Annotated in this window: 26 protein-coding genes; 10 read left to right on the plus strand and 16 right to left on the minus strand. The window is 46.0% G+C overall.

What is annotated here, in order from left to right; genetic code table 11:
* Positions 1 to 3: 3 nt before the first annotated feature.
* The 4 genes from RRU94_RS11820 to RRU94_RS11835 all read left to right on the plus strand — a co-directional run bounded on the left by RRU94_RS11820 (position 4) and on the right by RRU94_RS11835 (position 2,431).
* Complete coding sequence (locus RRU94_RS11820) at positions 4 to 969, plus strand: glycosyltransferase family 2 protein (protein ID WP_315694465.1); 966 nt, start codon at positions 4 to 6, stop codon at positions 967 to 969.
* Positions 953 to 1,339, plus strand: a complete 387-nt coding sequence (locus RRU94_RS11825; protein WP_315694467.1) for a GtrA family protein — start codon at positions 953 to 955, stop codon at positions 1,337 to 1,339. The genes RRU94_RS11820 and RRU94_RS11825 overlap by 17 nt, the downstream gene beginning before the upstream one ends.
* On the plus strand, positions 1,336 to 2,214 hold the full coding sequence (gene galU, locus RRU94_RS11830) for a UTP--glucose-1-phosphate uridylyltransferase GalU (protein WP_410493019.1): 879 nt from the start codon (positions 1,336 to 1,338) through the stop codon (positions 2,212 to 2,214). Before RRU94_RS11825 ends, galU begins: the two co-directional genes overlap by 4 nt.
* A 73-nt stretch (positions 2,215 to 2,287) precedes the next feature.
* Complete coding sequence (locus RRU94_RS11835) at positions 2,288 to 2,431, plus strand: hypothetical protein (protein WP_315694468.1); 144 nt, start codon at positions 2,288 to 2,290, stop codon at positions 2,429 to 2,431.
* A 73-nt stretch (positions 2,432 to 2,504) separates the two neighbouring features.
* On the opposite strand, the gene RRU94_RS11840 is transcribed toward RRU94_RS11835, so the two are convergent.
* Together RRU94_RS11840 and RRU94_RS11845 are read right to left on the minus strand one after the other, a co-directional pair.
* Positions 2,505 to 3,680, minus strand: coding sequence for an AGE family epimerase/isomerase (locus RRU94_RS11840; RefSeq protein ID WP_315694470.1), 1,176 nt, complete (start codon positions 3,678 to 3,680; stop codon positions 2,505 to 2,507).
* 66 nt (positions 3,681 to 3,746) lie between these two features.
* The gene (locus RRU94_RS11845) at positions 3,747 to 4,613 is read right to left on the minus strand and encodes an SDR family oxidoreductase (RefSeq protein WP_315694472.1); all 867 of its coding nucleotides are present in this window, start codon (positions 4,611 to 4,613) and stop codon (positions 3,747 to 3,749) included.
* Between the two features lie 173 nt (positions 4,614 to 4,786).
* Between RRU94_RS11845 and lepB the strand changes: the two genes are divergently transcribed.
* On the plus strand, positions 4,787 to 5,323 hold the full coding sequence (gene lepB / locus RRU94_RS11850) for a signal peptidase I (RefSeq protein WP_315694474.1): 537 nt from the start codon (positions 4,787 to 4,789) through the stop codon (positions 5,321 to 5,323).
* Positions 5,324 to 5,356: 33 nt separating this feature from the next.
* Here the strand turns inward: lepB and RRU94_RS11855 are convergent, their stop codons facing one another.
* Positions 5,357 to 7,063 (minus strand): methyl-accepting chemotaxis protein, encoded by a 1,707-nt coding sequence (locus tag RRU94_RS11855; protein ID WP_315694475.1) that lies wholly within the window; start codon positions 7,061 to 7,063, stop codon positions 5,357 to 5,359.
* A 182-nt stretch (positions 7,064 to 7,245) separates the two neighbouring features.
* Here RRU94_RS11855 and RRU94_RS11860 point away from each other — a divergent pair, with 182 nt between their 5' ends.
* A complete protein-coding gene (locus RRU94_RS11860) occupies positions 7,246 to 7,725 on the plus strand; it encodes a hypothetical protein (RefSeq protein WP_315694476.1) in 480 nt (159 codons plus the stop codon).
* A 47-nt stretch (positions 7,726 to 7,772) separates the two neighbouring features.
* Here RRU94_RS11860 and RRU94_RS11865 read toward each other — a convergent pair whose 3' ends face one another.
* Positions 7,773 to 8,615 carry a TetR/AcrR family transcriptional regulator gene (locus tag RRU94_RS11865; RefSeq protein WP_315694477.1) on the minus strand — a complete coding sequence of 281 codons (843 nt, stop codon included), beginning with the start codon at positions 8,613 to 8,615 and terminating at the stop codon, positions 7,773 to 7,775.
* 130 nt (positions 8,616 to 8,745) lie between these two features.
* Between RRU94_RS11865 and RRU94_RS11870 the strand changes: the two genes are divergently transcribed.
* Positions 8,746 to 11,754, plus strand: coding sequence for an efflux RND transporter permease subunit (locus tag RRU94_RS11870; RefSeq protein ID WP_315694479.1), 3,009 nt, complete (start codon positions 8,746 to 8,748; stop codon positions 11,752 to 11,754).
* 100 nt (positions 11,755 to 11,854) lie between these two features.
* Here RRU94_RS11870 and RRU94_RS11875 read toward each other — a convergent pair whose 3' ends face one another.
* Both RRU94_RS11875 and RRU94_RS11880 read right to left on the minus strand, forming a co-directional pair.
* Positions 11,855 to 12,037, minus strand: a complete 183-nt coding sequence (locus RRU94_RS11875) for a CsbD family protein (protein WP_315694480.1) — start codon at positions 12,035 to 12,037, stop codon at positions 11,855 to 11,857.
* Positions 12,038 to 12,094: 57 nt separating this feature from the next.
* Positions 12,095 to 13,276: an AI-2E family transporter gene (locus RRU94_RS11880; protein WP_251269911.1), complete on the minus strand. Its 1,182-nt coding sequence runs from the start codon at positions 13,274 to 13,276 to the stop codon at positions 12,095 to 12,097.
* A gap of 171 nt (positions 13,277 to 13,447) precedes the next feature.
* Between RRU94_RS11880 and RRU94_RS11885 the strand changes: the two genes are divergently transcribed.
* Positions 13,448 to 14,254, plus strand: a complete 807-nt coding sequence (locus RRU94_RS11885) for a YitT family protein (RefSeq protein ID WP_315694481.1) — start codon at positions 13,448 to 13,450, stop codon at positions 14,252 to 14,254.
* Positions 14,255 to 14,527: 273 nt separating this feature from the next.
* On the opposite strand, the gene RRU94_RS11890 is transcribed toward RRU94_RS11885, so the two are convergent.
* From RRU94_RS11890 to mgrA, 5 genes are all read right to left on the minus strand, one after another.
* A complete protein-coding gene (locus RRU94_RS11890) occupies positions 14,528 to 14,866 on the minus strand; it encodes a hypothetical protein (RefSeq protein WP_315694482.1) in 339 nt (112 codons plus the stop codon).
* Between the two features lie 30 nt (positions 14,867 to 14,896).
* Positions 14,897 to 15,187 carry a hypothetical protein gene (locus RRU94_RS11895; protein ID WP_315694483.1) on the minus strand — a complete coding sequence of 97 codons (291 nt, stop codon included), beginning with the start codon at positions 15,185 to 15,187 and terminating at the stop codon, positions 14,897 to 14,899.
* A gap of 45 nt (positions 15,188 to 15,232) precedes the next feature.
* Complete coding sequence (locus tag RRU94_RS11900) at positions 15,233 to 15,445, minus strand: DUF2922 domain-containing protein (RefSeq protein ID WP_315694484.1); 213 nt, start codon at positions 15,443 to 15,445, stop codon at positions 15,233 to 15,235.
* A 17-nt stretch (positions 15,446 to 15,462) separates the two neighbouring features.
* A complete protein-coding gene (locus tag RRU94_RS11905) occupies positions 15,463 to 15,678 on the minus strand; it encodes a DUF1659 domain-containing protein (RefSeq protein ID WP_315694485.1) in 216 nt (71 codons plus the stop codon).
* Between the two features lie 137 nt (positions 15,679 to 15,815).
* Entirely contained in the window at positions 15,816 to 16,844 is a 1,029-nt protein-coding gene (gene mgrA, locus RRU94_RS11910) for an L-glyceraldehyde 3-phosphate reductase (protein WP_315694486.1), read from the minus strand.
* 132 nt (positions 16,845 to 16,976) lie between these two features.
* Here mgrA and RRU94_RS11915 point away from each other — a divergent pair, with 132 nt between their 5' ends.
* On the plus strand, positions 16,977 to 17,291 hold the full coding sequence (locus tag RRU94_RS11915; protein WP_315694487.1) for a winged helix-turn-helix transcriptional regulator: 315 nt from the start codon (positions 16,977 to 16,979) through the stop codon (positions 17,289 to 17,291).
* A gap of 126 nt (positions 17,292 to 17,417) precedes the next feature.
* On the opposite strand, the gene RRU94_RS11920 is transcribed toward RRU94_RS11915, so the two are convergent.
* Positions 17,418 to 17,555: a YvrJ family protein gene (locus RRU94_RS11920; protein ID WP_315694488.1), complete on the minus strand. Its 138-nt coding sequence runs from the start codon at positions 17,553 to 17,555 to the stop codon at positions 17,418 to 17,420.
* A gap of 87 nt (positions 17,556 to 17,642) precedes the next feature.
* Positions 17,643 to 19,298: a sensor domain-containing diguanylate cyclase gene (locus tag RRU94_RS11925; RefSeq protein ID WP_315694489.1), complete on the minus strand. Its 1,656-nt coding sequence runs from the start codon at positions 19,296 to 19,298 to the stop codon at positions 17,643 to 17,645.
* Positions 19,299 to 19,599: 301 nt separating this feature from the next.
* Between RRU94_RS11925 and RRU94_RS11930 the strand changes: the two genes are divergently transcribed.
* Positions 19,600 to 21,321 carry a methyl-accepting chemotaxis protein gene (locus RRU94_RS11930; protein WP_315694491.1) on the plus strand — a complete coding sequence of 574 codons (1,722 nt, stop codon included), beginning with the start codon at positions 19,600 to 19,602 and terminating at the stop codon, positions 21,319 to 21,321.
* A 40-nt stretch (positions 21,322 to 21,361) separates the two neighbouring features.
* Here RRU94_RS11930 and RRU94_RS11935 read toward each other — a convergent pair whose 3' ends face one another.
* Genes RRU94_RS11935 through RRU94_RS11945 form a run of 3 tightly spaced genes read right to left on the minus strand, consistent with a single transcriptional unit; the run spans position 21,362 to position 23,374 of the window.
* Entirely contained in the window at positions 21,362 to 21,502 is a 141-nt protein-coding gene (locus RRU94_RS11935) for a hypothetical protein (protein ID WP_315694492.1), read from the minus strand.
* Positions 21,503 to 21,508: 6 nt separating this feature from the next.
* Positions 21,509 to 22,903, minus strand: a complete 1,395-nt coding sequence (hemG, locus tag RRU94_RS11940) for a protoporphyrinogen oxidase (RefSeq protein ID WP_315694494.1) — start codon at positions 22,901 to 22,903, stop codon at positions 21,509 to 21,511.
* Positions 22,904 to 22,915: 12 nt separating this feature from the next.
* Complete coding sequence (locus RRU94_RS11945) at positions 22,916 to 23,374, minus strand: OsmC family protein (RefSeq protein ID WP_315694495.1); 459 nt, start codon at positions 23,372 to 23,374, stop codon at positions 22,916 to 22,918.
* Positions 23,375 to 23,381: the final 7 nt, after the last annotated feature.

Genomic DNA, 23,381 nt, shown 5'->3' on the forward strand with positions numbered 1-23,381 from the left:
GATATGAAATACTCCATTATTATCCCAGTGTACAATGAAGAATTAGTGATCCGTGAAACATACAGTCGCCTTAAAACAGTAATGGATCAGGCAGACGGTTCGTATGAGCTGCTGTTTGTGAACGACGGCAGCCAGGATGCGACCATTGATATTTTAAAAGAGATTGCGGTGCAGGACCGCCACGTGAAATATCTTGATTTCTCTCGTAATTTCGGACACCAGATTGCGATTACAGCCGGCATGGATCATGCTGCCGGCTCCGCGATCGTGGTGATTGATGCTGATTTACAGGATCCGCCGGAGCTTATTCTAGACATGATTGAGAAATGGAAAGAAGGCTATGATGTTGTGTACGCCAAGCGGACAAAGCGCAAAGGAGAGACCTTTTTCAAAAAACAAACCGCGAAAATGTTTTATCGGCTGCTGCGGGCGTCTACCGATATCGATATTCCGCTCGATACCGGTGATTTCCGCCTGCTCGACCGGAAAGTATGCGATCAGCTGAAGGGCATGAAAGAACAAAGCCGCTTTGTCCGAGGTCTTGTCAGCTGGGTTGGCTTTAAACAAACCGCGATTGAATATGAACGAGACGAACGGCTGGCTGGCGAAACAAAATACCCGCTCAAAAAAATGCTGAAGTTTTCAATAGACGGCATCACCTCTTTTTCTTATAAACCGCTGAAGCTGGCAAGCCTGCTTGGCGTCATGCTGTCAGCAGCAAGCTCACTGGCTATTTTGATCGTCTTGTATCAGCGCTTGTTTACAGACACAACGACTCCGGGGTGGTCATCCTTACTGCTGACAATGCTGTTTTTCAACGGTGTCATCCTGATTATGCTGGGCGTCATTGGAGAATATATCGGCCGCATTTACGACGAAGCAAAAAACCGGCCGCTGTATATTTTGCGTGACAGCCGCCAATCCGAACATGAAAGCGACGTTGTGACCCGCTATGCGAAATTTAAATAAAATAATGAAATTTGGGATTGTAGGCGTATTAAATACAGCGATCGATATGCTTCTTTTTTTCACGCTTTGGTCGGTTGGTATGCCGTACTTGTTAGCACAAGTACTATCCTACAGTGCAGGCACACTCAACAGTTTCGTCTGGAACCGGTCATGGACGTTTAAAGCAAGCGGGCAAACAAATATGGAGGAGATAACAAAGTTTATTCTTCTGAATACAATTGCTCTTTGTATGTCGACGTTTCTGCTATCCCTTTTAAGCGGGCAGCCGCTTTTTGTTAGTAAAACCATCGCCACACTCAGCGGCCTGTCCGTCACGTTTTTCGGCAGCCGTTTCTGGGTGTTCAGGCAGCAAAGGAGAAAATCAATATGACCATTAAAAAAGCCGTCATTCCAGCAGCAGGACTTGGAACAAGATTTTTGCCTGCTACGAAAGCACAGCCAAAAGAAATGCTGCCGGTTGTTGATAAGCCGGCCATTCAATATATTGTGGAAGAAGCAGTTGCCTCGGGCATCGAAAGCATTATTATTGTCACAGGGCGCAACAAAAGATCGATTGAGGATCATTTTGACCGCTCGATTGAATTGGAACAAACATTAGAGGAAAAAGGGAAGAATGAGATACTGGCAGAACTGCAGGGAATTTCGAATCTAGCTTCTATTCATTATATCCGGCAAAGAGAGCCTCTGGGCCTGGGACACGCTGTTCTTTCCGCCCGTCAATTTATCGGCGATGAACCGTTTGCAGTACTTTTAGGAGATGACTTAATGATGTCTGAAAAGCCGGCGCTTCGCCAACTGATGGATGTGCACGAACAGGTGGGGACCGATGTTGTCGGCGTACAGCATGTTGCGCCGGAGGATGTAGCAAAATACGGTATTATCGCCCCTCGTGCCTGCACAGGTTCTGTGTACGAACTCGCTGATCTGGTGGAAAAACCATCTGTTGACGAAGCGCCGTCGATGATTGCGGTTATGGGCCGTTATGTGCTCAATTCATCTATTTTTCCTGTTTTAGAATCTTTAGAGCGTGGCACAGGAGGAGAGATCCAGCTGACAGATGCACTTCGGAAACAGTGTGCTGCTTCCCCGATTCATGCAGTTTTACTTGAGGGGCAGCGTTATGATATCGGCGACAAGTTCGGTTATCTGCGTGCCGGCATTGAAATGGCGCTCAGCCGGCCGGAAATGCGCGGACCAGTGCTTGCTTATTTGGACGGGCTTCGCGGAAGAATGGCGGTTCAGTAATGAAACCACTTTTTAAAAAGGACGTTTATACCTCATCGGACCGGGAACAGTCATAACAAAGGAGTGATATTTCATGGACCATCCAAAAGAATTAACAAACAAGCAAAAGGAAAACATGAAAGAAACCCAAAAACAAGAAGCGCAAAAAACGGCTGATAAAAACCGTATGCCTGATGACCAAAATCGTTTAAAAGACACAGAGACGCGTCTTCCGTAAAAGAAGAAAAACCGTCTGGCCGAAAACGATCCCCTTGTACAAGGGGATCGTTTTTTCATGCTGTGGGCTTTTTTTATGGTAGAGCGAGAATCGCCTGATAACAGGCTGCCGCCGGATGGTAGTCAGCTTTAGGGGCAACGCTTTTTTCTCCTTCGTACCGCTCATTTTGTTCATTCAGCAGCGTATACCAGCCACCGTATGTATGATCGATAAAATACTCCGAGGCATAAGCAAACAATTGGCAATAATGGTCCCAATATGGATCATGATCGGTTTTTGCGCCCAAAAGAGCGGCAGCAGCGATGGCTTCAGAAATTACCCAGTAATTTTTATCGGTATCAATCACCTCATGCTCCGGGGAAAGAGAGTAGTAAATACCGCCGTGCTCAGCGTCATGTCCATATCCCCAGCCGTTGCGGTACAGGTCTTCTGCTGTCTCAAGCATCCAGGGCTCCGAACGGTGACGATCCAGCCAGAGAAGCAGCTTGCTCCATTCAAGCTGATGGCCGGGAATGAAGCCGTACGGCCGGAACTCGTCTTTTGTGTTACCTTGGTTGTATACCCAGTCTGGCTGCCAGTCTGGTGTGTAATGCTCCCAGATCATGCCGCCGCCCTTTGTCCGCAGTTCTATGGGCACCTTTTTTGCCAGCAGGTATGCCCGGTCAAGGTACTTGTTTTTCCCAGTTGCTTCAAATGCTGTCAGCATGGCTTCACACATATGCATATTGGCATTTTGCCCGCGGTACGCAGCCGGTACAGACCAGGAAGCATCCCATTCATCGCGGTACAAGCCATGCTCCTCGTCCCAAAAGCGCTGCTCCGTTACCTCGTCAACAATCTCGAGTAATTCTTTGGCGCCTGGGACATCAGCTTGATGGGCGATTGAAGCGGCCAGCAGCACAAAAGCATGACCATAGGCCATTTTTGTATCATCTTGTACATGAGTACCGTCGAGCTCAAAAAAGAAGCCGCCATTTTCTTTATCCTGGTGGTACTCAGTCAAAAAGCGAATGCCGTGTTCCGCCACATCCCGGCACCAGTCCGGTCCGTCTGTCAGTACGCCGATGCTGAAAAGGTAAACAAACCGGCTTGTGCCGACAAGGTGCTTTGTTTGGCTGTCTGTCACTGTTCCGTCATCGGAAAAGCCGCTCCGGTAGCCGCCACTTTTTTGATCAATGCAGGCAGGGTAATAAAAACGAAGGATATTGTGAATGTGTGAGGTGAGTGTGCTTTTTTGGGTAAAATCCATTCCTTTCCCTTCTTTCCATGTAAAGTAACAGGGCAGAAAAGCGGACTGCTTTTCTGCCTGGAATGATCAAGAAGACATCGCCATACCGCCATTGATATGAATACATTGTCCGGTAATATAAGCCCCTTCATCAGATGCAAGCAGCACATATGCGCCTGCATGGTCTGCCGGCTGTCCAGGACGCCCGAGCGGGGTATTTGTTCCAAATTCGGCGACTTTCTCACCTTCAAATGTGGCCGGAATAAGCGGTGTCCAAATGGGGCCAGGTGCCACCATATTCACACGGATGCCTTTTGACGCCAGGTTTTGCGCCAGGCTGCGTGTAAAGCCGACGATCGCCCCTTTTGTTGCTGTGTAATCCATTAAGGTTGGGTTGCCGATATAAGGATTAATAGAAGTGGTGGAAATAATGGCGCTGCCTTGTTTTAAATGCGGCACCGCATGCTTGCTCATAAAAAAGACGGAGTACATATTGGTACGGAACGTTTTATCCCACTGTTCTTCAGTAATATCTTCAATGTTTTGCGTTGGAAACTGAATCGCCGCATTATTTACGAGAATATCAAGTTTGCCTAGCTCGCTCACCGTTTGCTCTACGAGCCCCTTGCATGTATCTTCTTTTGAAACGTCGCCAGGGAGCAGAAGACAGCGTACACCTTCCGCTTCAATAAGCTGCTTTGTTTCTTCCGCGTCGCTATGTTCCTCAAGGTAGTTGACGGCCACATGAGCACCTTCTTTAGCATAGGCAATAGCAACCGCACGGCCAATGCCGCTGTCACCGCCTGTAATCAGTGCTACGCGGTCTTTCAGCTTGCCGCTGCCTATGTAGTTAGTCGGCTGAATCGGACGGGGCTCCATTTGAGATTCAATTCCCGGCTGATTGGACTGTGACTGCGCCGGCTGGCCGTTTTTCTGCTGTTCATAAATGTTCATCTGGATCTCCTCCTTCTTTTTATACACAATAGTACCTTAACCTTTCCAGAAGATGGCTAAACGTGTTCTTGCAGTTGTCCGTTTTAAAAGGGTGATTCTGGCATGAAAAGGATTCGGTTTGATACAATAAAGAAAAGGCATGGCTTAAACTGAAAAAGGGAGGGAAGAACTACATGAATTGGAGCGAAGTCATTTCGTGGATAAAGTCGATTGCCATGGCGGTGATCATTGCAGGTGCTGTACGCTACTTTTTATTTTCAAGTATTGTCGTACACGGGGAATCCATGGCACCGACATTTGAGAACGACGATAAAGTCATTATCACTAAAACAACGAAGGTCGATCGATTTGATCAAATCGTATTTGACGCACCGGATGCGGATGAACATTATATTAAGCGGGTTATTGGAGTACCAGGCGATTCGATTGAGGTGAAAAATGATGTGCTGTACGTGAATGGAAAAGCGACAGAGGAGCCGTATTTAGATGAAAATCGGGCCGGGCTGATGCCGGGTGAAAAGCTGATGGGTGACTTTACTTTAAAGGAAAAAACCGGGTATGACCGGGTTCCGGACGGATACTTATTTGTGATGGGCGATAACCGCCGTGTCAGCAAAGACAGCCGCGCGTTCGGGCTGATCCCGGAGAACAGTGTAAACGGAGAAGTGCAGCTGCGGTTTTATCCATTGTCCTCAATCCAGGCTTATTAAAAAAGCAGTCTCGGTAAAGAGACTGCTTTTTTGTTAAACGGTAAAGCGGCGGGTCGTTTCTTGAAGCTGTGTGGCCATTTCCGCTAAAGAACGGGCAGAAGCAGCAATTTCTTCCATCGAAGCCATTTGTTCCTCGGATGCCGCCGAGACATTTTCAGTGCTGGCAGCAGCTGCTTCTGAGATAGAATGAATTTGATCCATGCTTGCAACAACCTGCTCAGTGCCGGCAGCCATTTGTTGGACAGCGGCGGATACCTCCTGGATTTGGCCGGTTACATCGCCGATTGCAGAAGTAATATCTGCAAACGAGCCACCCGCATTATGCACCACATCAATACCGCCCTGTACTTCAGCTGTGGCTGATTTCATTGCTTCGACAGCTTGGGCGGTTTCTGCTTGAATAGCGGAAATCAGCTCGGAAATTTGGCTGGCTGACCGGGCAGATTCTTCAGCAAGCTTACGAACTTCATCCGCTACCACCGCAAATCCGCGGCCTTGTTCGCCGGCCCGTGCTGCTTCAATCGCTGCATTCAGCGCAAGCAGATTCGTTTGGGCAGCGATCGCTGTAATGGAGTCAATAATCTGGCCAATTTCGTTTGAACGGCGGCCGAGTCCTTGAATCACATCAGAAAGCCCGTCGAATGTTGTATTGATAGACCCCATTTGGTTAACGGCCTGGCGGATCGATGCGTTTCCGGCAGTTGCACGTTCAATCGCCCCGGCAGCTGTTTCGGAGACAGAGTGCGCATTGCGGGCGATTTGCTGAACGCCGTCTGCCAGTTCATTCATCGTTGTCGTTGTATCAGACACTCGACCCAGCTGGCTGTCCGACCCGCTTGCCATTTCTTCCATTGTGTTTGCGATCAATTCGGTCGCGCGTGTCGTTTCCTCTGAATTCGCATTGAGTTCCTCGGATGAAGCCGCAACCTGCTCCGCCGTTTCGGCGACCTGCCGAATCACATCACGCAATCCGCTCGTCATGTCGTTGAATGACGCAGTCAACTGGCCGAGCTCGTCACGAGAAGCATATGTTGCGGCAACAGTTAAATCTCCTTTTCGGGCTTGGCTCATTAATTCCTGAATGGCACGAATAGGATGAGTAATCATCCGGGAAATCAAAATCGCAAGTCCTACGAAAAGAAGAATGGAAAGAAGAGAAGCGATTAAAATAATAGCGTTCGCTTTTTGGGCGCTTTCCTGGTTTTCTTTGTTTAATAAAGCTGCCGTGTCTTGATTATAATTGCTTAATTGAGTGCCAAGCTCTGTCATTTTTGCACGTGCAGGTTCTACTTCTGCTAAGTACTGCTCGTATGCTTCCTTATTTTTATTTTGTCCAGCGAGTATTTGAGTGTTGATTGCTTTTTCACTGAACGTTTTAAATTCTTCTACAAACGGTTCAGCCATTTCGAGTTCTTTCGGATCGGATTTGCTGGCGTTCAAGTACTCCTCCATGAGCTTGTTGTTTTCATCGATCGAGCTTTCCGTTTTCTCGCGGAGCTCCTGGTTCGTGTTTGAATCAGTAGTGATCATTAATTCCAGTGTATAAGCCGTGATATTCCGGTTATTCGTTCGGATTTGGCCGATGTTTTGAATGGAAATCAGTTTATTTTCATACATCTCCTTCGACTTTTCGGCTGCCTGATTCAAAAAGAAATAGCTGGTACCGCCGATCATCAGCAGAAAAAGAACAGCCACTATGATTAAAACGAACATTTTTTGGCCAATTTTTAAATGCTTCATAGGTATAACCTCCTGGTTTATGTCGTAATATGTCGATATCTTGCTATATATTTCGACAAAAAATGATAAATATTTAGCCCTTTTGGCCAGCTTTTGGGAGAAATAATAAATATTTTATTTAATTTTAAAAGCGAGGCTGCAAATGATATACTACGGTCATCTAAAAAGAAAAGAGGCGTACCATGCTTACATTTGAAGAAAAAAAAGCAATTCTTGCGACATTTCCGCAGCTGACAGCAAAAGATGTGTCGTTAAAGCGTGTTAATTACCATTTTGAGGAAAGTTTGTATGAAAAAACAGTGGTCGTTTACCACCTGCATCCAAATGGGAATGGATTTGTTTTTGTCGGCGACTTGCCGGGGTATGAAGCTGATTCAAAAGGGCTTGTCAATATTCGGGACTTTTCAGAAAGTGAACTCCGGGCAGCGGTATCGGATTCGATCCGGTATTTATCAGATAAACCAGAAGACGAAGCCATTGAGCAGGAAGAGCTTGTGAAAGAAACGGAATGGAAAAACCGTGAAGGACAAGTGCTGATGCTTGCGAATGAAGATGAGCTGTGGAATGTGTACACAGGTTTGAATTTGGAAGAAAGCTTTGAATCGTTTAAAGAAGCAGAGCGTTATTTGCTGGAAGAAGGATTCCGGCCACAGTCGAAGTAAGAGAAGCCCTGGCATTCCTGCCAGGGCTTTTCTTATGAAACGATCCGTTACCCAAGTTTGTAATAGTTTTTCACAGCCTGCATAAACTCGTGGAGGCTGGGTTCTTCGGTCAGATTGGCAAGCATACCGCGCAGCACAGCCGGCCGCGGACTGCTGCTTTGGAGCTCCTGTTCGATCACATCAAGCGAAACGAGGATGTCATCAGACCAGTTTTCCTGCTTTAAATCAGACAGCCAAAGAACGAAAAGATCGTCGTTCAAGTGATGCTTAAACAAATTTTCCATTGCTTGCGAGTCGATCACAGGAGGCTTCGCACGGCGCTTGAGCCCGGCCTGCAGATCATCGGCACTGTCTAATAAAAACTCCGCAAATGAATGGACGTTCAGCTCTATTCCATCTACAAGTGTCATATGCAAAAACGCATGCTGGATGCCTTGAAGTGCAGCGGACAAGTCCCAAAAGTACGGTTCAATCTCGCGTCCATACATACCGATCAGCCGGTTTCGATAAAGTTGATGCGTCTCCGTGCGCATTTTGAAAATAAACGCTTCGATATCGTCATTGAATGGAATTGCGTTTTCGCGTGCCTGCATGATAAGAAACTCTTTATGTTGTTGAATCTCACGCATTTGGCATTCAATTTGTTTTACAAACTTTTCACGCGGCGGCAGGTCTTCGGATTCAATAGTCTTGATTTTAGCTGATAACAAGTCGAAATAGTAATGCAGAACCGCTAACAGCAATGCTTCTTTGGATTTAAAGTGAAGATAAAAAGCACCTTTTGATATGTCGCAGGCGGTTGCGATTTCTTGTATGGAAGTGGCAGCAAAGCCTTTCTGGGCAAATAGTTTAAGGGATTCTTCGATAATTCGTTGTTCTTTCTCAGTCATAGACGTTCACCTCTACTTCTATTATGACCCACAAGTCACCCTTTTGAAACCGGAAATTATTTGACGATTGACCGATTAGTCATATATATTGAAAAGAGAACTGACCGGTTGGTCATAAAGGAGAGGAAACATGAACGCGTTAATTAACTTCGTCTTGAAAAACAAATTTGCCGTCTGGCTGATGACCATCATCATAACTGCGGCTGGTTTGTATGCCGGGCTTTCTATGAAGCTTGAGACGATTCCTAATATTACGCCGCCAATTGTGACAGTAACAACAGTGTATCCGGGAGCGACGCCGGAAGAAGTGGCGGATAGTGTGTCAGAACCTATTGAAAAGCAGCTTCAAAACTTAGGAGGCGTAAAAGTCGTCAGCTCGACTTCCTACCAAAACGCTTCCTCTGTCCAAGTAGAATACAGCTTCTCAAAAGATATGGAAAAAGCGGAACAGGAAGCGAAAGAAGCACTTGAGGACCTGGATTTTCCAGAAAACGTGCAGGAGCCTGACGTATCGCGTTTAAGCATTAATGCATTTCCGGTCATGGCGCTCAGTCTTTCAGACCAAAACCTGTCTCTGGAAGAGCTGACAACACTTGTAGAAGAGGAGATTGTGCCGGAAATTGAAGGCACTGAAGGTGTGGCCTCGGTTCAAATATCCGGCCAGCAGGTGGAGGAAGCAACCGTTGTGTTTGATCAGGCAAAGCTTGCCCAGCTGAAGCTGGATGAAGACACGGTTACTCAAATGATTCAAGGAGCTGACATTCAAGCACCGCTTGGCTTGTTTGAATTTGGCAGCACGGAAAAGTCTGTGATGGTTGATGGCAATATTACAACGCTTGAAGATCTGCAGAACCTTCCAATCGGTCCCGTCAAGCTGTCGGATATCGCCGAGGTGAAATTAACCGGAAAAGCCGAATCGATTTCCCGGACAAACGGCCAGGAATCAATTGGCTTGCAAATTGTAAAAGCAGCCGATGCGAATACAGTGGACGTTGTCAATGCAGTAAAAGAAAAAGTAGATGAGTTTGAAAGTGATATGGACGGTCTGACGATTACTTCTACTTTTGACCAGGGCGGTCCAATTGAAGAATCTGTGAAAACAATGCTGAACAAAGCGCTGTTCGGTGCTCTTTTTGCGGTTATTATTATCATGCTGTTTTTACGTGATGTACGCTCGACGGTTATCTCGGTTATTTCGATTCCACTGTCGATTTTAATTGCGTTAATTTTACTGAAACAAATGGACATTACGTTGAATGTTATGACCCTTGGAGCGATGACAGTTGCTATTGGGCGCGTAATTGATGATTCGATCGTGGTTGTGGAAAACATTTATCGGCGCCTGTCGCTTCAGGGTGAGACACTGCGCGGAAAAGAACTGATCCGTGAAGCAACAAAAGAAATGTTCGTGCCGATTATGTCTTCCACTATTGTAACCATTGCGGTGTTCCTGCCGCTTGGGCTGGTAGAAGGTACGGTAGGCGAATTGTTTCTTCCATTTGCGCTGACGGTTGTGTTTGCGCTGCTTGCCTCGCTCCTGGTAGCTGTCACCATTGTGCCAATGCTCGCCCATACACTGTTTAAACGCGGCGTTAGAGCAAAAGCACACGAAGAAAAGCCAGGACGGCTTGCAGCGGGTTACCGTTCTGTGCTGAACTGGACCTTGAATCATAAAATCATTACATTTTTAACGGCAGTTGTGCTCCTGATCGGCAGCTTTTTCTTAGTGCCGAAGATCGGCGTCAGCTTCCTGCCGAGTGAAGAAGAAAAAATGGTCATTGTCACGTACGCCCCGGAGCCGGGACAGACGATGGAGGAAGTAGTGGATATTGCGGCTGATGCGGAGCGCTACTTTATGGATATTGACGATGTAGAGACGGTTCAGTATTCAGTTGGAAGTGAAAATCCGATGAACCCGGGCCAGTCGAACAGCGCCATGTTTTATGTGATGTATAACGAAGAAACAAAGGACTTTACAGAGAAAAAAGAAGATGCGCTCAAGGATTTGCAAGACTCTGTTTCTAAAGGAGAATGGGCGTCGCAGGACTTCTCGGCCAGCGCCGGAAGCAATGAAGTCGCCGTTAATATTTACGGCGAAGAGCTGGAAGACATCGAGCCGGTTGTGGCAGATGTAGAAGAGACGATGAAAGACAGCGGTGATTTTAAAAAGGTGGAAACGGGTCTTGCAGACGCCTATGAAGAATACACGCTCGTTGCCGATCCAGAAAAAATGGCGGCAGCAGGCTTGACTGCCGGTCAAATCGCTTTGGAGCTGAGCCCGGTGCGGGAACGCCCGGTTTTAACGACGATTGAAAGGGATGGGGAAGACGTCAATGTTTATATTGACGTGCCTGCACAGTCATACGAATCTATTGACGATATCACGAACCGTTCTGTTTCAGCAATGAACGGCCAGCCGGTAAAAATCGGCAGTGTAATGACGGTAGAAGAAGGAGAAACATCGGATACGGTTTCCCGCCGTAATGGGAAAGTTTTTGTGGATGTGAGCGGAGAGCTGAAAGGCGACGATGTATCTGCGGCATCCAGTTCACTGCAGGAAAAACTTGATAAGCTTGATTTGCCTGCAGGTGTAAATGTAGAAATGGGCGGTGTAACGCAGGATATTAATGAATCCTTTACGCAGCTTGGCCTTGCTATGCTGGCAGCGATCGCGATTGTATATCTTGTACTCGTCATTACATTTGGCGGCGGTCTCGCGCCATTCGCGATTTTGTTCTCGCTGCCGTTTGCTATTATCGGTGCGCTTGTGGCGCTCTTGATTGCTGGCGAAACAATCAGTATTTCCTCTATGATTGGTGCGCTTATGCTGATTGGGATTGTAGTAACGAATGCAATTGTGCTGATTGACCGAGTGATTCATAAAGAACGCGAAGGCTTAACGACGCGTGAAGCGCTGCTCGAAGCAGGATCAACACGTCTGCGTCCTATTTTAATGACAGCGCTGGCGACGATTGGTGCTCTGTTTCCGCTTGCGCTCGGTCTCGAAGGAGGAGGCTTGATTTCAAAAGGCCTCGGTGTCACTGTAATCGGCGGCTTGACAAGTTCAACTTTGCTGACACTCGTTATTGTGCCGATTGTGTATGAAGTTCTGTCCAAATGGATGAAAAAAAGAGTATAAAAAGGGCAGCTTCCTGATCAGGAAGCTGCTTTTTTGTGCACTGGCCATGGAAAGTAAAAAACACCCACAGTTATTACACTGCGGGTGTTTTGGCAGGTGGTTAACGATGGTCTTTCGCATGACCGATATGGTTCTGCACATCGCCTTTTAATTTATCAGCTTTTCCCTCTGCCTGCATTTTTGTGTTGTCTGTTGCATTCCCTGCCTGGTCTTTTACTTCACCTTTTGCTTTGTTTACGGCGCCTTTTAATTTGTCGCCAAGTCCATTGTTGTCATGTGCCATGATGAAAACATCTCCTTTTTGATACGTCTAGTAGATGTTTACCCGGGCTGCATAGTCTTAAACAAGATCATCATCCGTTTCAACAACAGCATACTGATCATCCGCTTTTTCGGAAAAACGGTTATAACGAGCTTTAAATAAGCCAAACATATACTGAACAATGACTTTCAGAAGCGCATAAGTCGGCAGGCCGATCAACACACCGACGACGCCGTACAGGTGGGCAGCCGTCAGCAAAACGAAAATAATGGTGACCGGGTGAATTTGCAGCGATTTGCCCATAATTTGCGGAGAAATAAATTTGCCTTCTAAAAGCTGGACAACTGTCCATACTAAGGCAAGCTTCACCACCATAAACGGTGAGGTCACGATGGCAATAATAATCGCGGGTGTAATGGCAATGACAGGTCCGAGGTATGGCACAACGCTGGTTACGCTGGCAATAGCCGCAAGCAGCAGCGCATAATCAAGGCCGATAATGAGAAAGCCGATATACATCATAATTCCAATGCAAAGACTCACCAGCATTTGTCCTTGAATATATGAGCGAAGCTGTTCATCCATTTCAATCAGCATCGCCCCGGTACGGCCGCGCATTCTTGGCGGCAGCACATGCAGGAAGCCGTTATAAAGCTTATGACCGTCTTTTAGCAGGTAAAATAAAATAAACGGCACAGTTACGAGCGAGACAATAAAATTAGTGAGTGTAGCGATCACATTCGTAATACTGTCAAGCGTATGTCCGGCAAAATCAGAAAAATTCTGCGTAATGGATCCTAGAAACTGTTCAGCGTTCGTCTGCATATTTTTAGAGATTTCCATGTATTGGGCTTCAAAGGGCGAGTTGCGTGCCCACATATCGATATCCATGCCGAGCTGCCGGGCGTAGCTTGGGAATGAAGCAATCAGCGCTTCAGTCTGATCCCGCAAAAAAGGCAGGATAGTCACCAGCAAAACGGTAATCAGGCCGGACAGCGCCACGAAAACAATTAAAATTCCCCAGCCGCGCTGTATTTTATAGCGCTGCAGCAGATTCACAAGCGGGCTTAATAAGTAGTAGCCAACAATGGATAAAATAACGGGGAGGGCAACGGTGCCGATAAACCCGAAAATTGGGTCGAAAATAAAGGAAACTCGGGAATATACCATAATAGTAAGCCCAAGCAAAAGCACAAGGCTTAAGACGAATAGGGCTGTGCGTCCGCCTAAAAAACGGACGAGCGGGGATTGTTCATTCATTCAGGTCCACTCCTCTGGCAAATCACAAGGGCGAACGAAGCTGCCTTTGATTCCTTCTATTATACAATAAGAAGAAAAAAAACACGCATTTGCCGCTTTTCTGAAAACACTATTTTTAAAGGAACTGCCAGTTTTTCTCTTATAATGAAGAAAAAAAGGGGGAGCTACTTTATGCACATTTTGCTTATACTGGCGGGTTCCGTGTTGATTGCCATCGCGTATAATTTCTTTTTAATCCCACACGAGATTTTAAGCAGCGGATTAAGCGGAGTAGCGATCATGCTTGGCATTATTACGCCACTGAATACCGGATTGTTAAACTTTTTATTAAACCTTCCGCTGCTCATACTCGGGGTAGTCAAGCTTGGAAAGAAATTTATTGCCTATACAATTTTATCAGTTGTATCGCTGTCTTTGTTTCTTTATTGGATTCCCATCACGCAGCTGTCCACTGAGCCAATTCTCTCTTCTTTGTTCGGCGGCGTGCTAACGGGTGCTGGAGTCGGCCTGACTTTCCGTGCGTCTGCTTCATCCGGAGGTTTTGATATTATCGCGATGCTGCTGGCACGCAAACGGGACTTTCCGCTCGGCACACTGCTGTCCATCATGAATGCGGTTGTAATTGTAGCCGCAGGCTTTCTGTTCAGCTGGGATGCTGCCCTCAGCACCTTGATTGCCATTTACGCAACAGGCAAAGTGGTCGATACGATTCACACGAAGCACATTAAGCTCACGCTGCATATCGTAACCTCAAAAGGCGATGAGCTCTGTGCGAAAATGCTGAAAAACCTGTATCGTGGCATTACCGTCACGGAAGCAAAAGGTGCATATTCCGGCGAAAGCCGCTCCGTCTTAATGACCGTCATTACCCGTTATCAATTAAATGAAGTGAAACAGATGATTCAAGAAGTCGACCCGCACGCGTTCGTAAATATTACGCAGACGGTTGAAGTAATGGGGCTGTTTCACCGGGAATAAAAAAACCGCTCCGCTTTTGCGGATCGGTTTTTTTATTGTTTTTTTCATGTAAGAAAAGCACGAACGAGATCATGGAGTAAAAATTTTTCCTGTCTGATCAAATTCTGTCCAGCCTTCTTTCAGTGAAGTGTAATTCATTCTCCTGCTGATTGTTCTTCCTCATAGAATAATTCCGGTAGCAAAAATGAGCAGAAGAGTAGTTATGTTGATCAATGTCATTACTTTCATTCTATATTTTTCTTACCTTGATAGATGTCCTTATGTTGGTTGGCTTCAGTGATTGAAGTTATTCGCACGTTCCAGTAGGAACACGCCGTTTTGGGACGGTATAGAAAAAAGCTTTACCTGACCGCTTTCTTCACTGTAAAACTCGTAGTAAGTTTCTGGTTCCTTTTTTCGCACCACTGTAACACGATACCGCCAGGGTGTTCCGTTTGACATCCAGTCATCAGCGACTTTAACAGATAAAAGGTCATCTTCACTCCAGCCTTGGCTTTTTTCTAAATAAGCGAGCACTTCCTGTTTCACTTGTTTTTCTTTGAATAGGTGAGGGGCCCACAAATAGAAAGCAGGATAAGCGGCCAACAGAAATAAAACAATCCATTTTGTCATATTCAGCACTCCAGTCTGCTTTTTTACTGATTACATCGGTACAACGCCTGTCCTTAAGAACACGAGCAAAAATAAAAAACAAAAAGCCAGGCTGTTTAACAGAATGCTGATAAGTGCAGTCCGTCCTTTTTTCCCTAAAAGAGTACAAAGAATACCGAGCAATGGAAACAGCCACATTAAAAAAATGGAAAATTCACCGAACGTATAGAAAAACACATCAGTCACCATAAGAAAAGGAATAGAAAAATAAACAAATAAGCAGATAATAGAAAAGAAAATATAATAATTTTTGTAAATGGATATTTTTAAAATCAATTTCAATCGTATGAAAAAGCCTGCCCGGTTCAAAACGGGCAGGCTTCACGATTACAAAATCTCGGTTACTTCACGGTCGATCAAGCTGGCACTTTTGGAAGCGGTGAATAAGCCGGTTGAGGCCATAAAAACGCCGGATGCGATAATCGCGTTCATCGCCTGCGCAACGGCTGCCGCATCCACCGGTTCAACCGGTGTATCGATCGTGAGGCTGGACGTGCCGCCTCCGGCAGTAGTGAATTGAAGCTGTAGGGTTTTAGCCATACAGTATTCCTCCTTTTTTAGTTAATAGTCGAAGTATCGTTTCGCTCAATGGATACGAGCGGCCGTGCAGACAGCCCGGCAATCGCTGCAGCGGCAGCATTGAACTGATCAGGCGTGACATCTGTTTTTACGTTTGAATACGTTTTTGTTTGGAACAGCTGCTTACCATTTTCATCTACGCCATTGTCAAACATAAGGCGCAATGATGATTTCGTTAAAGTTGCTTGTGCCATTGTTTTCCCCTCCTTTCACCCTTTATGTACAAGGAAGAAAGGAAAATAGATACCCTTATTTAAAAAAAGATGGGATGTATGCGGGACAGATACAATGTGTAAACAAAAAGCCATCCCCTAAAAAGGGATGGCCGCTGTCAGGCATTGACGTCACGTAATAAAATGGAATCGATTTTTGAAAGCTCTTCATCAGAAAAGTGAAGGTTGTCAAGAGCTTTTACGTTTTCTTCAATCTGGCTTACTTTGCTTGCGCCAATCAGGGCCGAAGTGACCCGGCCATTACGCAGTACCCAGGCTAGAGCCATCTGGGCAAGCGACTGGCCGCGTTCCACAGCCATGTCGTTTAAAGCACGGATTTGTGCCCGGACTTCATCGGTAATCCGCTCTTTCTCCAGAAATCCGGTCCTTTTAGCGGCACGAGAATTGTCAGGTACGTCGTAAATATATTTATTTGTCAGCAGTCCCTGCGCCAACGGACAAAAAGCGATCGAACCAATGCCATGTTCATCCAGTACATCCTGCAGACCGTCTTCTATCCAGCGCTCGAACATGGAATAAGACGGCTGGTGAATGAGAATCGGCGTGCCAAGTTCCTTGGCAATGCTTGCTGCTTCGGCTGTCTGTTCGGCAGAATAACTCGAAATTCCGACATACAAAGCTTTTCCCTGGCGGACAAACAAATCCAGCGCCCCGATGGTTTCTTCTAAAGGCGTATCCGGATCTGGGCGATGAGAATAAAAAATATCCACATAGTCAAGATTCATCCGTTTTAAGCTTTGATCCAGGCTGGCAGTTAAATATTTTTTTGACCCCCATTCACCATAAGGACCTTCCCACATATAATAACCGGCTTTGGTAGAGACAATAATTTCGTCGCGGTACGGAGCAAAATCACTGTGCATGATTTTTCCAAACATAGCTTCAGCAGAGCCTGGCGGCGGTCCATAGTTGTTGGCAAGATCAAAATGAGTAATGCCGAGATCAAACGCCCGGCGCAGCATTGCCCGGCCATTTTCAAATGTATCAACACCGCCGAAGTTGTGCCAGAGGCCCAGTGAAATGGCGGGGAGAAGAAGACCTGATTTTCCGCTTCGGCGGTACTGCATGCTGCCTTTGTAACGGTCAGGGTTTGCCAGATAACGATCGGAGTTGGTTAGGTAGCTCATATGAAAGTCTCCTTTGTTTCATAGTCTTCTTTCAGTGTAACGCTTTCATTTCTCACTGAAAAGTAGTGAAATTTTTAAAAGGTAATATGGTATGGTATAGGTACTATCAAAAAGATAGTAAGGGGGATGGATATGAGTAAAGAAGAATTGGTTATTGAATGTTCAATTGAACGGGCACTCGACATCATTGGATCCAAATGGTCTTTTTTAATCCTGCGGGAATTGTTCTGCGGAACGAAACGGTTTGGAGAACTTGAACGCGCTGTCCAGGGGATCAGTCCAAAATCTCTGTCCGATACGCTTCGCCGTCTAGAAGCGAATGACATTGTCGTGCGGAACGTGTATCCGACCGTACCACTTCGCGTCGAGTATACGTTAACTGAAAAAGGGCAGGATTTTCATAAGATTATTAAAGAAATGAAGCTGTGGGGCGCGAAGTGGGGATGAGAGAACCGGAAACATATAAATAGGGCCGGACTACTCGAAAAACTACTTTTTCCGGCCTGACTATGCAGAAACCCGGCCGTTGCCATGGAAAGCAGCCTCCTTTGAAAAGGAGAGCTGCTTTTTCTTTTATTCTTTCATTTTACCGGGCAGATTTTGAATAGACTGAATGACGCCATCAAGCTTCGTTTCAATCCGGTACAAAAGATAAAAAGTCACCGCGATTGGAAAGCCGACGTCCTGGATAAGCGGCAGTATCGTCTCCATCAAACCATCCTCCTTTCTAATGGTTATATACAGGGAATGCGCCCAATTCGAAACCCCGTTTAAAAAAAACACTGTGAACGGCTCCGTTCACAGTGTTACAGATTCATAGGTTGTAGTCCGGGCGCGTCCCTTGCGCTTTGACGTATAAAGAGCTTCGTCTGCTTTTCGTATTAAAAGAGAAGGGTGGTCGCCAGGCTGAGGCGTAAGAGTGGCGCCTCCGATACTAACCGTAATCACTTTGTTTTTATGGTCTTCATGCAAAATGCCAAGACGTTCAATCGCCAGACGGATTTGTTCAGCAAGTTTAAAACTCCTCACTGGTACGCCGGGCGGTAAAATAACGGCCAGTTCCTCGCCGCCATAGCGTGCAGCCGAAGCACCAGCTTCTTTTGCAATCTCATCTACTGCTTTTGCTACATGCTGCAGCGCTCTGTCACCGGCATCATGCCCATATCGATCGTTGTATTTTTTAAAAAAGTCAATATCAAGCAGAAGAAGAGAAATTGGCTCCTTCTGTTCAAACGCTTTTTTCCATGACAGCGCCAGCATATCATCAAAAAAGCGGCGGTTGCCAATGCCGGTTAAGCTGTCACTGAATGACAGGCGCCGCAGCTGTTCATTGGTCCGGCACATTTCTTCTTCTGCCTGCAGGCGAAGTGCCTGCTCCCTTTGAAGGTCGCGTGCCATATCGTTATAAGCACCACAAAGCTCTCTGAATTCTTTAGATGCATTTGTAAATACTCGATCATCAATTCGGTGGCTGTAATGGCCTTTTCGCAAAATGGTGGTTCCTTCGAGCAGGGCCTGAATCGGCTCGGTGATCCGGCCGATCAAACGGCGTATAAAAAAATAAGAAATAACAAAAATAACCAGTAAAATAATGCTCATGAAAAAAAGCGTATCCCGAAATGGCTGCTCAATTTCCGCCGTGGACACTTCACTGATCAGCACCCACTCATCTCCATTGATCCATGTATACTGGCCGATAGATTCTATTCCATTTGCATTGAGGTAGGGCTCGGTCCGGTTTTGCCGCTGAAGCGCGTCTTGAAACAGCTTTGTGTTTTTTAGGGATACAGGAAACGTGCGGGAGGAGGCGCTTAGTACGGTGCCCGTTTTATCAACAAGGTACACATTTCCTGTTTTCCCGTATGCAAAGTCACCAACAATATGACGAATATCATCCACCAGGACAATTCCAGCAAGGATGCCACCAAACTGGCCATTTTCATTGGTAACGGGAGCGGAAAAAATGATTGAGCGGATGTTTCGTTCGCCAATCAGCCGTACACCGGTTGTAAAGGTATGCCACTCCATGCCTTCTTGAAAATAAGGTGTGTTGTACACATTGATTTTTCTCGTTTCTGCCCGGGGATTGGTATTGTATAAAATACGTCCATTCCTGTCGGCATAAAACAAATCATAAAAAAGCGTTCGATTGTTGCCAAGCAGCTCCAGTTTTTCATAAAAGCTTTTATCGGCGTTTGAAGCCTCCGGCAGCTCACTTAAATAGTTAATGTCGCGTGTCAGCTCATCCTGCCATTCGCTGATAAATTCATTCTGCATTTGCAGGGATTTATTTAAATTGGTAAAAGCATCGTGTTCACGCTGCTCTTGAACAAAAATTAATAAAGGGAAGATAGACAACAGTCCGCCAAACAAAATCAACATCGAAATGCCGGTCAAAAAGCGTCCTTTTAGCGTCATGGATCTCCCATTAAATATCTGTGAAAAGGGATTCATTTTTTTCCTCCACTGCCACTCTCTTCTTTTATTGTAACAAATTTACTAGATGGGTATCGATTTTTCTTGTGCTTCTATATGAAAAAAAAGCTAGTTTTCTAAACTGGGCTGAACATTTCTTTTTGTGTGAAAAAAGAACTGGTTGTATACTGTGGAATGGAATAGATGGCTATTATTTTTATTTTTACGAGAGTAAATAACTAGTTTTTCGGAACTTTATGATTCATTAGTCCGTATTCATTAGCTGGCGTGAAGGGAAAAACAACTAAAATAAACAAAGAATGGACAGGGAGAGGATAGCGTGGGTAAAAGCATAAAAGGAAAAATGCTCTTTATTTTTTCAGTGATTGTTCTTCTGGCTTGTATGGCTATTTCATTTGTTAGTTACCATGCTGCACAACAGCTGGCGAAAGATTCGCTCAGCAGTGTAACGGAAAATATTGCAAGCCGTGCAGCCGGCATGATTGATACAGCACAATATGAGAACATAACGGTAGAATCCGGTGAAACCGTTTATTACAAGGAACTGCGTGCCAATTTAAATGAGTTAAGAGAAATGAATGGTGTGGAATATCTGTATACAATGGCTCGTGAGGAGGAAGGGGATGGCTATCGTTATGTTTATATGGTCGATGGCATGCCCAAAGGGGATGAAAATGCGTCCGGGCTTGGAGAAATAGAAGAAAACGAAGAATACTACGCCATGATGAATCGAGTATTCGAAACAGGGAAAGTTCAAACAGAGATGAGCCGCACAGACGATTATGGTGCGCTGGTGACCACCTATGTACCGATCAAGGCTGGAGATGGCAGGGTAATCGGTTTGATCGGGGCAGACTTTGATGCCAGTGAAGCTTACAAAACCATGCATGCTAACAAAATCGATTTGATTCTCCTGACCGGGCTGATCCTCGTTTTGAGCCTGCTCGTTATTTTTCTCGTGACCCACTATTTAACAAAGCCGTTAAAGCGTTTGACAAAAGAAGTAGAACGGGTAAAAGGCGGGGACTTATCTTCTAATATCAAGCCCAGCTCAAGAGACGAGTTTGGTGTTTTAACCGAGGCTTTCCAAGGAATGGTCCATGATTTAAAAAAGGTAATCGGAGGAATCAACGATAGCACGGACCAATTGGTGAAAACTTCCGGTGGACTCTTAAAGGATGCGCGTGAAATCAGCGAGGGAAGCCGAAAGGTTACAGCATCAATGCAGCAAATTGCATCAGGAACCGATATTCAGCGTAAACGGGCCGAGGAGGGTGCTGGCGTGATGAGTGAGCTGTCCCAAGGTATTCAGCATGCAGCCGCATCCAGCTCAGTTGTTTCGGAACGGGCTTCTTTAACGCTCGCTGAAGCCGAAAGCGGATTTCAAAAAGTGACAAATGTTGTTGAGCAAATGCATAATATTAACGAATCCGTCGGGCAGTCAAGCGAAGCGATCAAGCAGCTGGAACAGCAGTCCGTTGAAGTAACAGACATTCTTCAGGTGATTCAGGACATTTCTTCCCAGACAAACCTGCTTGCTTTGAATGCGGCAATCGAAGCAGCAAGAGCGGAAGAGCATGGAAAAGGATTTGCGGTCGTGGCAGAGGAAGTGCGGAAGCTGGCCGAGCAATCCGCACAGTCGGCAAAAAAAGTTTCCTTGCTGATTACGAATATGAATAAAGACACCAATCGGTCTGTTGACAGAATGAATGTAGTAGTAGAAAACGTGCAAAGCGGCATTTTGCTTGTTCGGGAAGCGGGAGAGGCTTTTGAAAGGATTTTGTCCTCAATAGAAGAAATCGCACGCCAAATTGAAGAAGTTTCTTCTGTATCTGAAGAAATGTCCGCTTCTTCCGAAGAAATTGCTGCTTCGGTGGCAGATTCTGCACAGGTGGCTGCCCAATCGGCAGACAGCACAAAACATGTACAGGCTATTGTTGTTGAACAAAGCAGCTTAACCGAGCACATGTCGGATTCCATTCAATCTCTTGCCCATATGGCAAAAGAACTTGATGGACTGGTACATAAGTTTAAACTTTAAAAAAACAAGCGGCACTTTATAAAAGAGTGCCGCTTGTTTCTTATGTGCGCCGGTTTTCTACGCTTTTCATACGATTTTGGTCGTCTGGCAGACGGCTTTTGTCTTCTAAACGCTCATTCTTTTCCCTTTGAATTTGTTTCGTATTTTCTTCAAATCGTTCATTGTATGTTTTTTTCTCCACAGGTCATCACTCCTTATGAGCAGTGTCCCCGTTTTCGGAAAGGGTATGCGCGATCTGCCTGCCGTTTTGGATGCAGGCTCCAATTCCAACGCCAAAATAAGAGCAGCCGGCAAGATGCAGATGCGGGTGATGCCGGTTAAGTTCAGCAGAAAGCCCCGCTACAGCCTGACTGTGTCCGAGGTGGTAATTTGGCATTAAATCCGTCCATGGCGTAATCTGGACGGTCATTGGTGCTTTATAAATGCCAAGGCTTTTTTGCAGATCCAAAAGGGCCGCCTCGGTAAGCTCTGCTTCAGTCAAACGTGCAAAAGAAGAGTAGTGCGGATTTGAGCTTTTATAGAAAAAACGGACGAGCAGGTTACGCTCCGCTGACGTGTGCGTCCATTTCCGGCTTGTCCAGGTGCAGGCGTCACACGTTAAATCGGTGCCTTTCGTTACGATAAAGCCGGTCCCATCCGCCGGAAGCTGTTCGTCTGGCAGGTTAAACCCTAAATAAACCGAGATAAGCGAAGAATTTTTCAGCTCGTTAAAATGAGTATCGAGCACCGGATCATTTAAGAGCTTTTGCGCCGCATCGTGCGGGATGGCGAGTACAACATCATCGGCCAGAAGCGATTCCCCAGTATGAAGCGAAACCGAAACAGCATTCCCTGTTTTTTGAAGGCTTGTTACCTTTGTGTCTGTTAAGATACGGGCCGACGGTGAACGTTCTGCGAGCCGGTCGACCAGTGTACCGAGTCCGCTTTTAAAGGAAACGAATTTTTTTCGTGCTTTATCACCGAGAAACGTTTCTTTATTGGCAGAAAATCCTTTGATGATACTCCCGTATTCGTTTTTATAATCAAGCAGGTACGGAAGCGTTGACTTCATCGTTAAATTGCTCAAATTCCCGGAATAAACGCCGGAGAGGACTGGAGCGATCTGTCGCTCGACAATTTCAGGGCCAAGATAATAGGTTAAAAAGTCACCGACCGAATCTTCCGGGCCAAACGGATTGTCTTGTTTATCAAAATCAGAAAGTGCCGCTCGTTTTCCTTCTTCGGACAGAAGCGTGCTTTCGTTCAGCGATTCGATGCTTGTTGGAATGCCAAACACCGTTTCTTCAGGAATTTTGTGAAGAGTATTATTTGTATATAAATACGATACACCAGTTTCATTATAGACAAGCTCATTTCCAAGACCCAGCTCTTCAATGAGTGGCAGAACGCCGGCATTCCGGGCGACCATCGAATCCGCCCCAGTTTCAATCGTAAACCCATTCTCTTTGACTGTCCGGATTTTTCCGCCAAGTGTCTCATTTTGTTCCATGAGCACGACGTTCCAGTCCGGCTGCTCTTTTGTCAGGTGATAAAGTGCGGTCACGCCCGTAATGCCGCCGCCAATTATAACAACTGTTTTCATCATTTCATCTCCTCAAGACGATGATAGCACTTTTTGAACGGAAGCCCTCAGTTCAATTTCGACATTTCCTTTAACAGCTCGGCTGATCATGCAGGATGATTCCGCTTTTTCCGCGAGCCGGTGCGCTTTTTGCACATCGGCTTCTGTTGCATCCGCTGGCAGCACAATCTGCGGATTATGGATAATGCGTTCATATGTAATCACGCCGTTTGTTACGTCCACTACACCTTCGGAGGTCATTGTAAGAGATGATTTCTCCAGCCGGCTGCGCTCCATCATTGCCGCCAGCGTAATAATATAGCAGGTGGCCGCTGCGCCAAGCAGCATCTCATCAGGATTGGTGCCAATGCCGGGACCATCCATTTCAGGTGGAATCGACACCTTCGTTTTTAAATGGCCAGACTGGATCGTACCGCTGTCGTTGCGCCCGCCTGGCCAGTCAGCTGATAGGGTAAAGATATGCTTTGCCATAACATTC

The sequence above is a fragment of the Domibacillus sp. DTU_2020_1001157_1_SI_ALB_TIR_016 genome, from assembly GCF_032341995.1.
GTDB lineage: Bacteria > Bacillota > Bacilli > Bacillales > Domibacillaceae > Domibacillus > Domibacillus indicus_A.

Excerpts from the sequence above, each read along its gene's own strand:
- RRU94_RS11820 (WP_315694465.1), top strand. The coding sequence starts at position 4 with ATGAAATACTCCATTATTATCCCAGTGTACAATGAAGAATTAGTGATC.
- RRU94_RS11825 (WP_315694467.1), top strand. The coding sequence starts at position 953 with ATGCGAAATTTAAATAAAATAATGAAATTTGGGATTGTAGGCGTATTA.
- galU (WP_410493019.1), top strand. The coding sequence starts at position 1,336 with ATGACCATTAAAAAAGCCGTCATTCCAGCAGCAGGACTTGGAACAAGA.
- RRU94_RS11835 (WP_315694468.1), top strand. The coding sequence starts at position 2,288 with ATGGACCATCCAAAAGAATTAACAAACAAGCAAAAGGAAAACATGAAA.
- RRU94_RS11840 (WP_315694470.1), bottom strand. The coding sequence starts at position 3,680 with ATGGATTTTACCCAAAAAAGCACACTCACCTCACACATTCACAATATC.
- RRU94_RS11845 (WP_315694472.1), bottom strand. The coding sequence starts at position 4,613 with ATGAACATTTATGAACAGCAGAAAAACGGCCAGCCGGCGCAGTCACAG.
- lepB (WP_315694474.1), top strand. The coding sequence starts at position 4,787 with ATGAATTGGAGCGAAGTCATTTCGTGGATAAAGTCGATTGCCATGGCG.
- RRU94_RS11855 (WP_315694475.1), bottom strand. The coding sequence starts at position 7,063 with ATGAAGCATTTAAAAATTGGCCAAAAAATGTTCGTTTTAATCATAGTG.
- RRU94_RS11860 (WP_315694476.1), top strand. The coding sequence starts at position 7,246 with ATGCTTACATTTGAAGAAAAAAAAGCAATTCTTGCGACATTTCCGCAG.
- RRU94_RS11865 (WP_315694477.1), bottom strand. The coding sequence starts at position 8,615 with ATGACTGAGAAAGAACAACGAATTATCGAAGAATCCCTTAAACTATTT.
- RRU94_RS11870 (WP_315694479.1), top strand. The coding sequence starts at position 8,746 with ATGAACGCGTTAATTAACTTCGTCTTGAAAAACAAATTTGCCGTCTGG.
- RRU94_RS11875 (WP_315694480.1), bottom strand. The coding sequence starts at position 12,037 with ATGGCACATGACAACAATGGACTTGGCGACAAATTAAAAGGCGCCGTA.
- RRU94_RS11880 (WP_251269911.1), bottom strand. The coding sequence starts at position 13,276 with ATGAATGAACAATCCCCGCTCGTCCGTTTTTTAGGCGGACGCACAGCC.
- RRU94_RS11885 (WP_315694481.1), top strand. The coding sequence starts at position 13,448 with ATGCACATTTTGCTTATACTGGCGGGTTCCGTGTTGATTGCCATCGCG.
- RRU94_RS11890 (WP_315694482.1), bottom strand. The coding sequence starts at position 14,866 with ATGACAAAATGGATTGTTTTATTTCTGTTGGCCGCTTATCCTGCTTTC.
- RRU94_RS11900 (WP_315694484.1), bottom strand. The coding sequence starts at position 15,445 with ATGGCTAAAACCCTACAGCTTCAATTCACTACTGCCGGAGGCGGCACG.
- RRU94_RS11905 (WP_315694485.1), bottom strand. The coding sequence starts at position 15,678 with ATGGCACAAGCAACTTTAACGAAATCATCATTGCGCCTTATGTTTGAC.
- mgrA (WP_315694486.1), bottom strand. The coding sequence starts at position 16,844 with ATGAGCTACCTAACCAACTCCGATCGTTATCTGGCAAACCCTGACCGT.
- RRU94_RS11915 (WP_315694487.1), top strand. The coding sequence starts at position 16,977 with ATGAGTAAAGAAGAATTGGTTATTGAATGTTCAATTGAACGGGCACTC.
- RRU94_RS11920 (WP_315694488.1), bottom strand. The coding sequence starts at position 17,555 with ATGGAGACGATACTGCCGCTTATCCAGGACGTCGGCTTTCCAATCGCG.
- RRU94_RS11925 (WP_315694489.1), bottom strand. The coding sequence starts at position 19,298 with ATGAATCCCTTTTCACAGATATTTAATGGGAGATCCATGACGCTAAAA.
- hemG (WP_315694494.1), bottom strand. The coding sequence starts at position 22,903 with ATGAAAACAGTTGTTATAATTGGCGGCGGCATTACGGGCGTGACCGCA.
- RRU94_RS11945 (WP_315694495.1), bottom strand. The coding sequence starts at position 23,374 with ATGGCAAAGCATATCTTTACCCTATCAGCTGACTGGCCAGGCGGGCGC.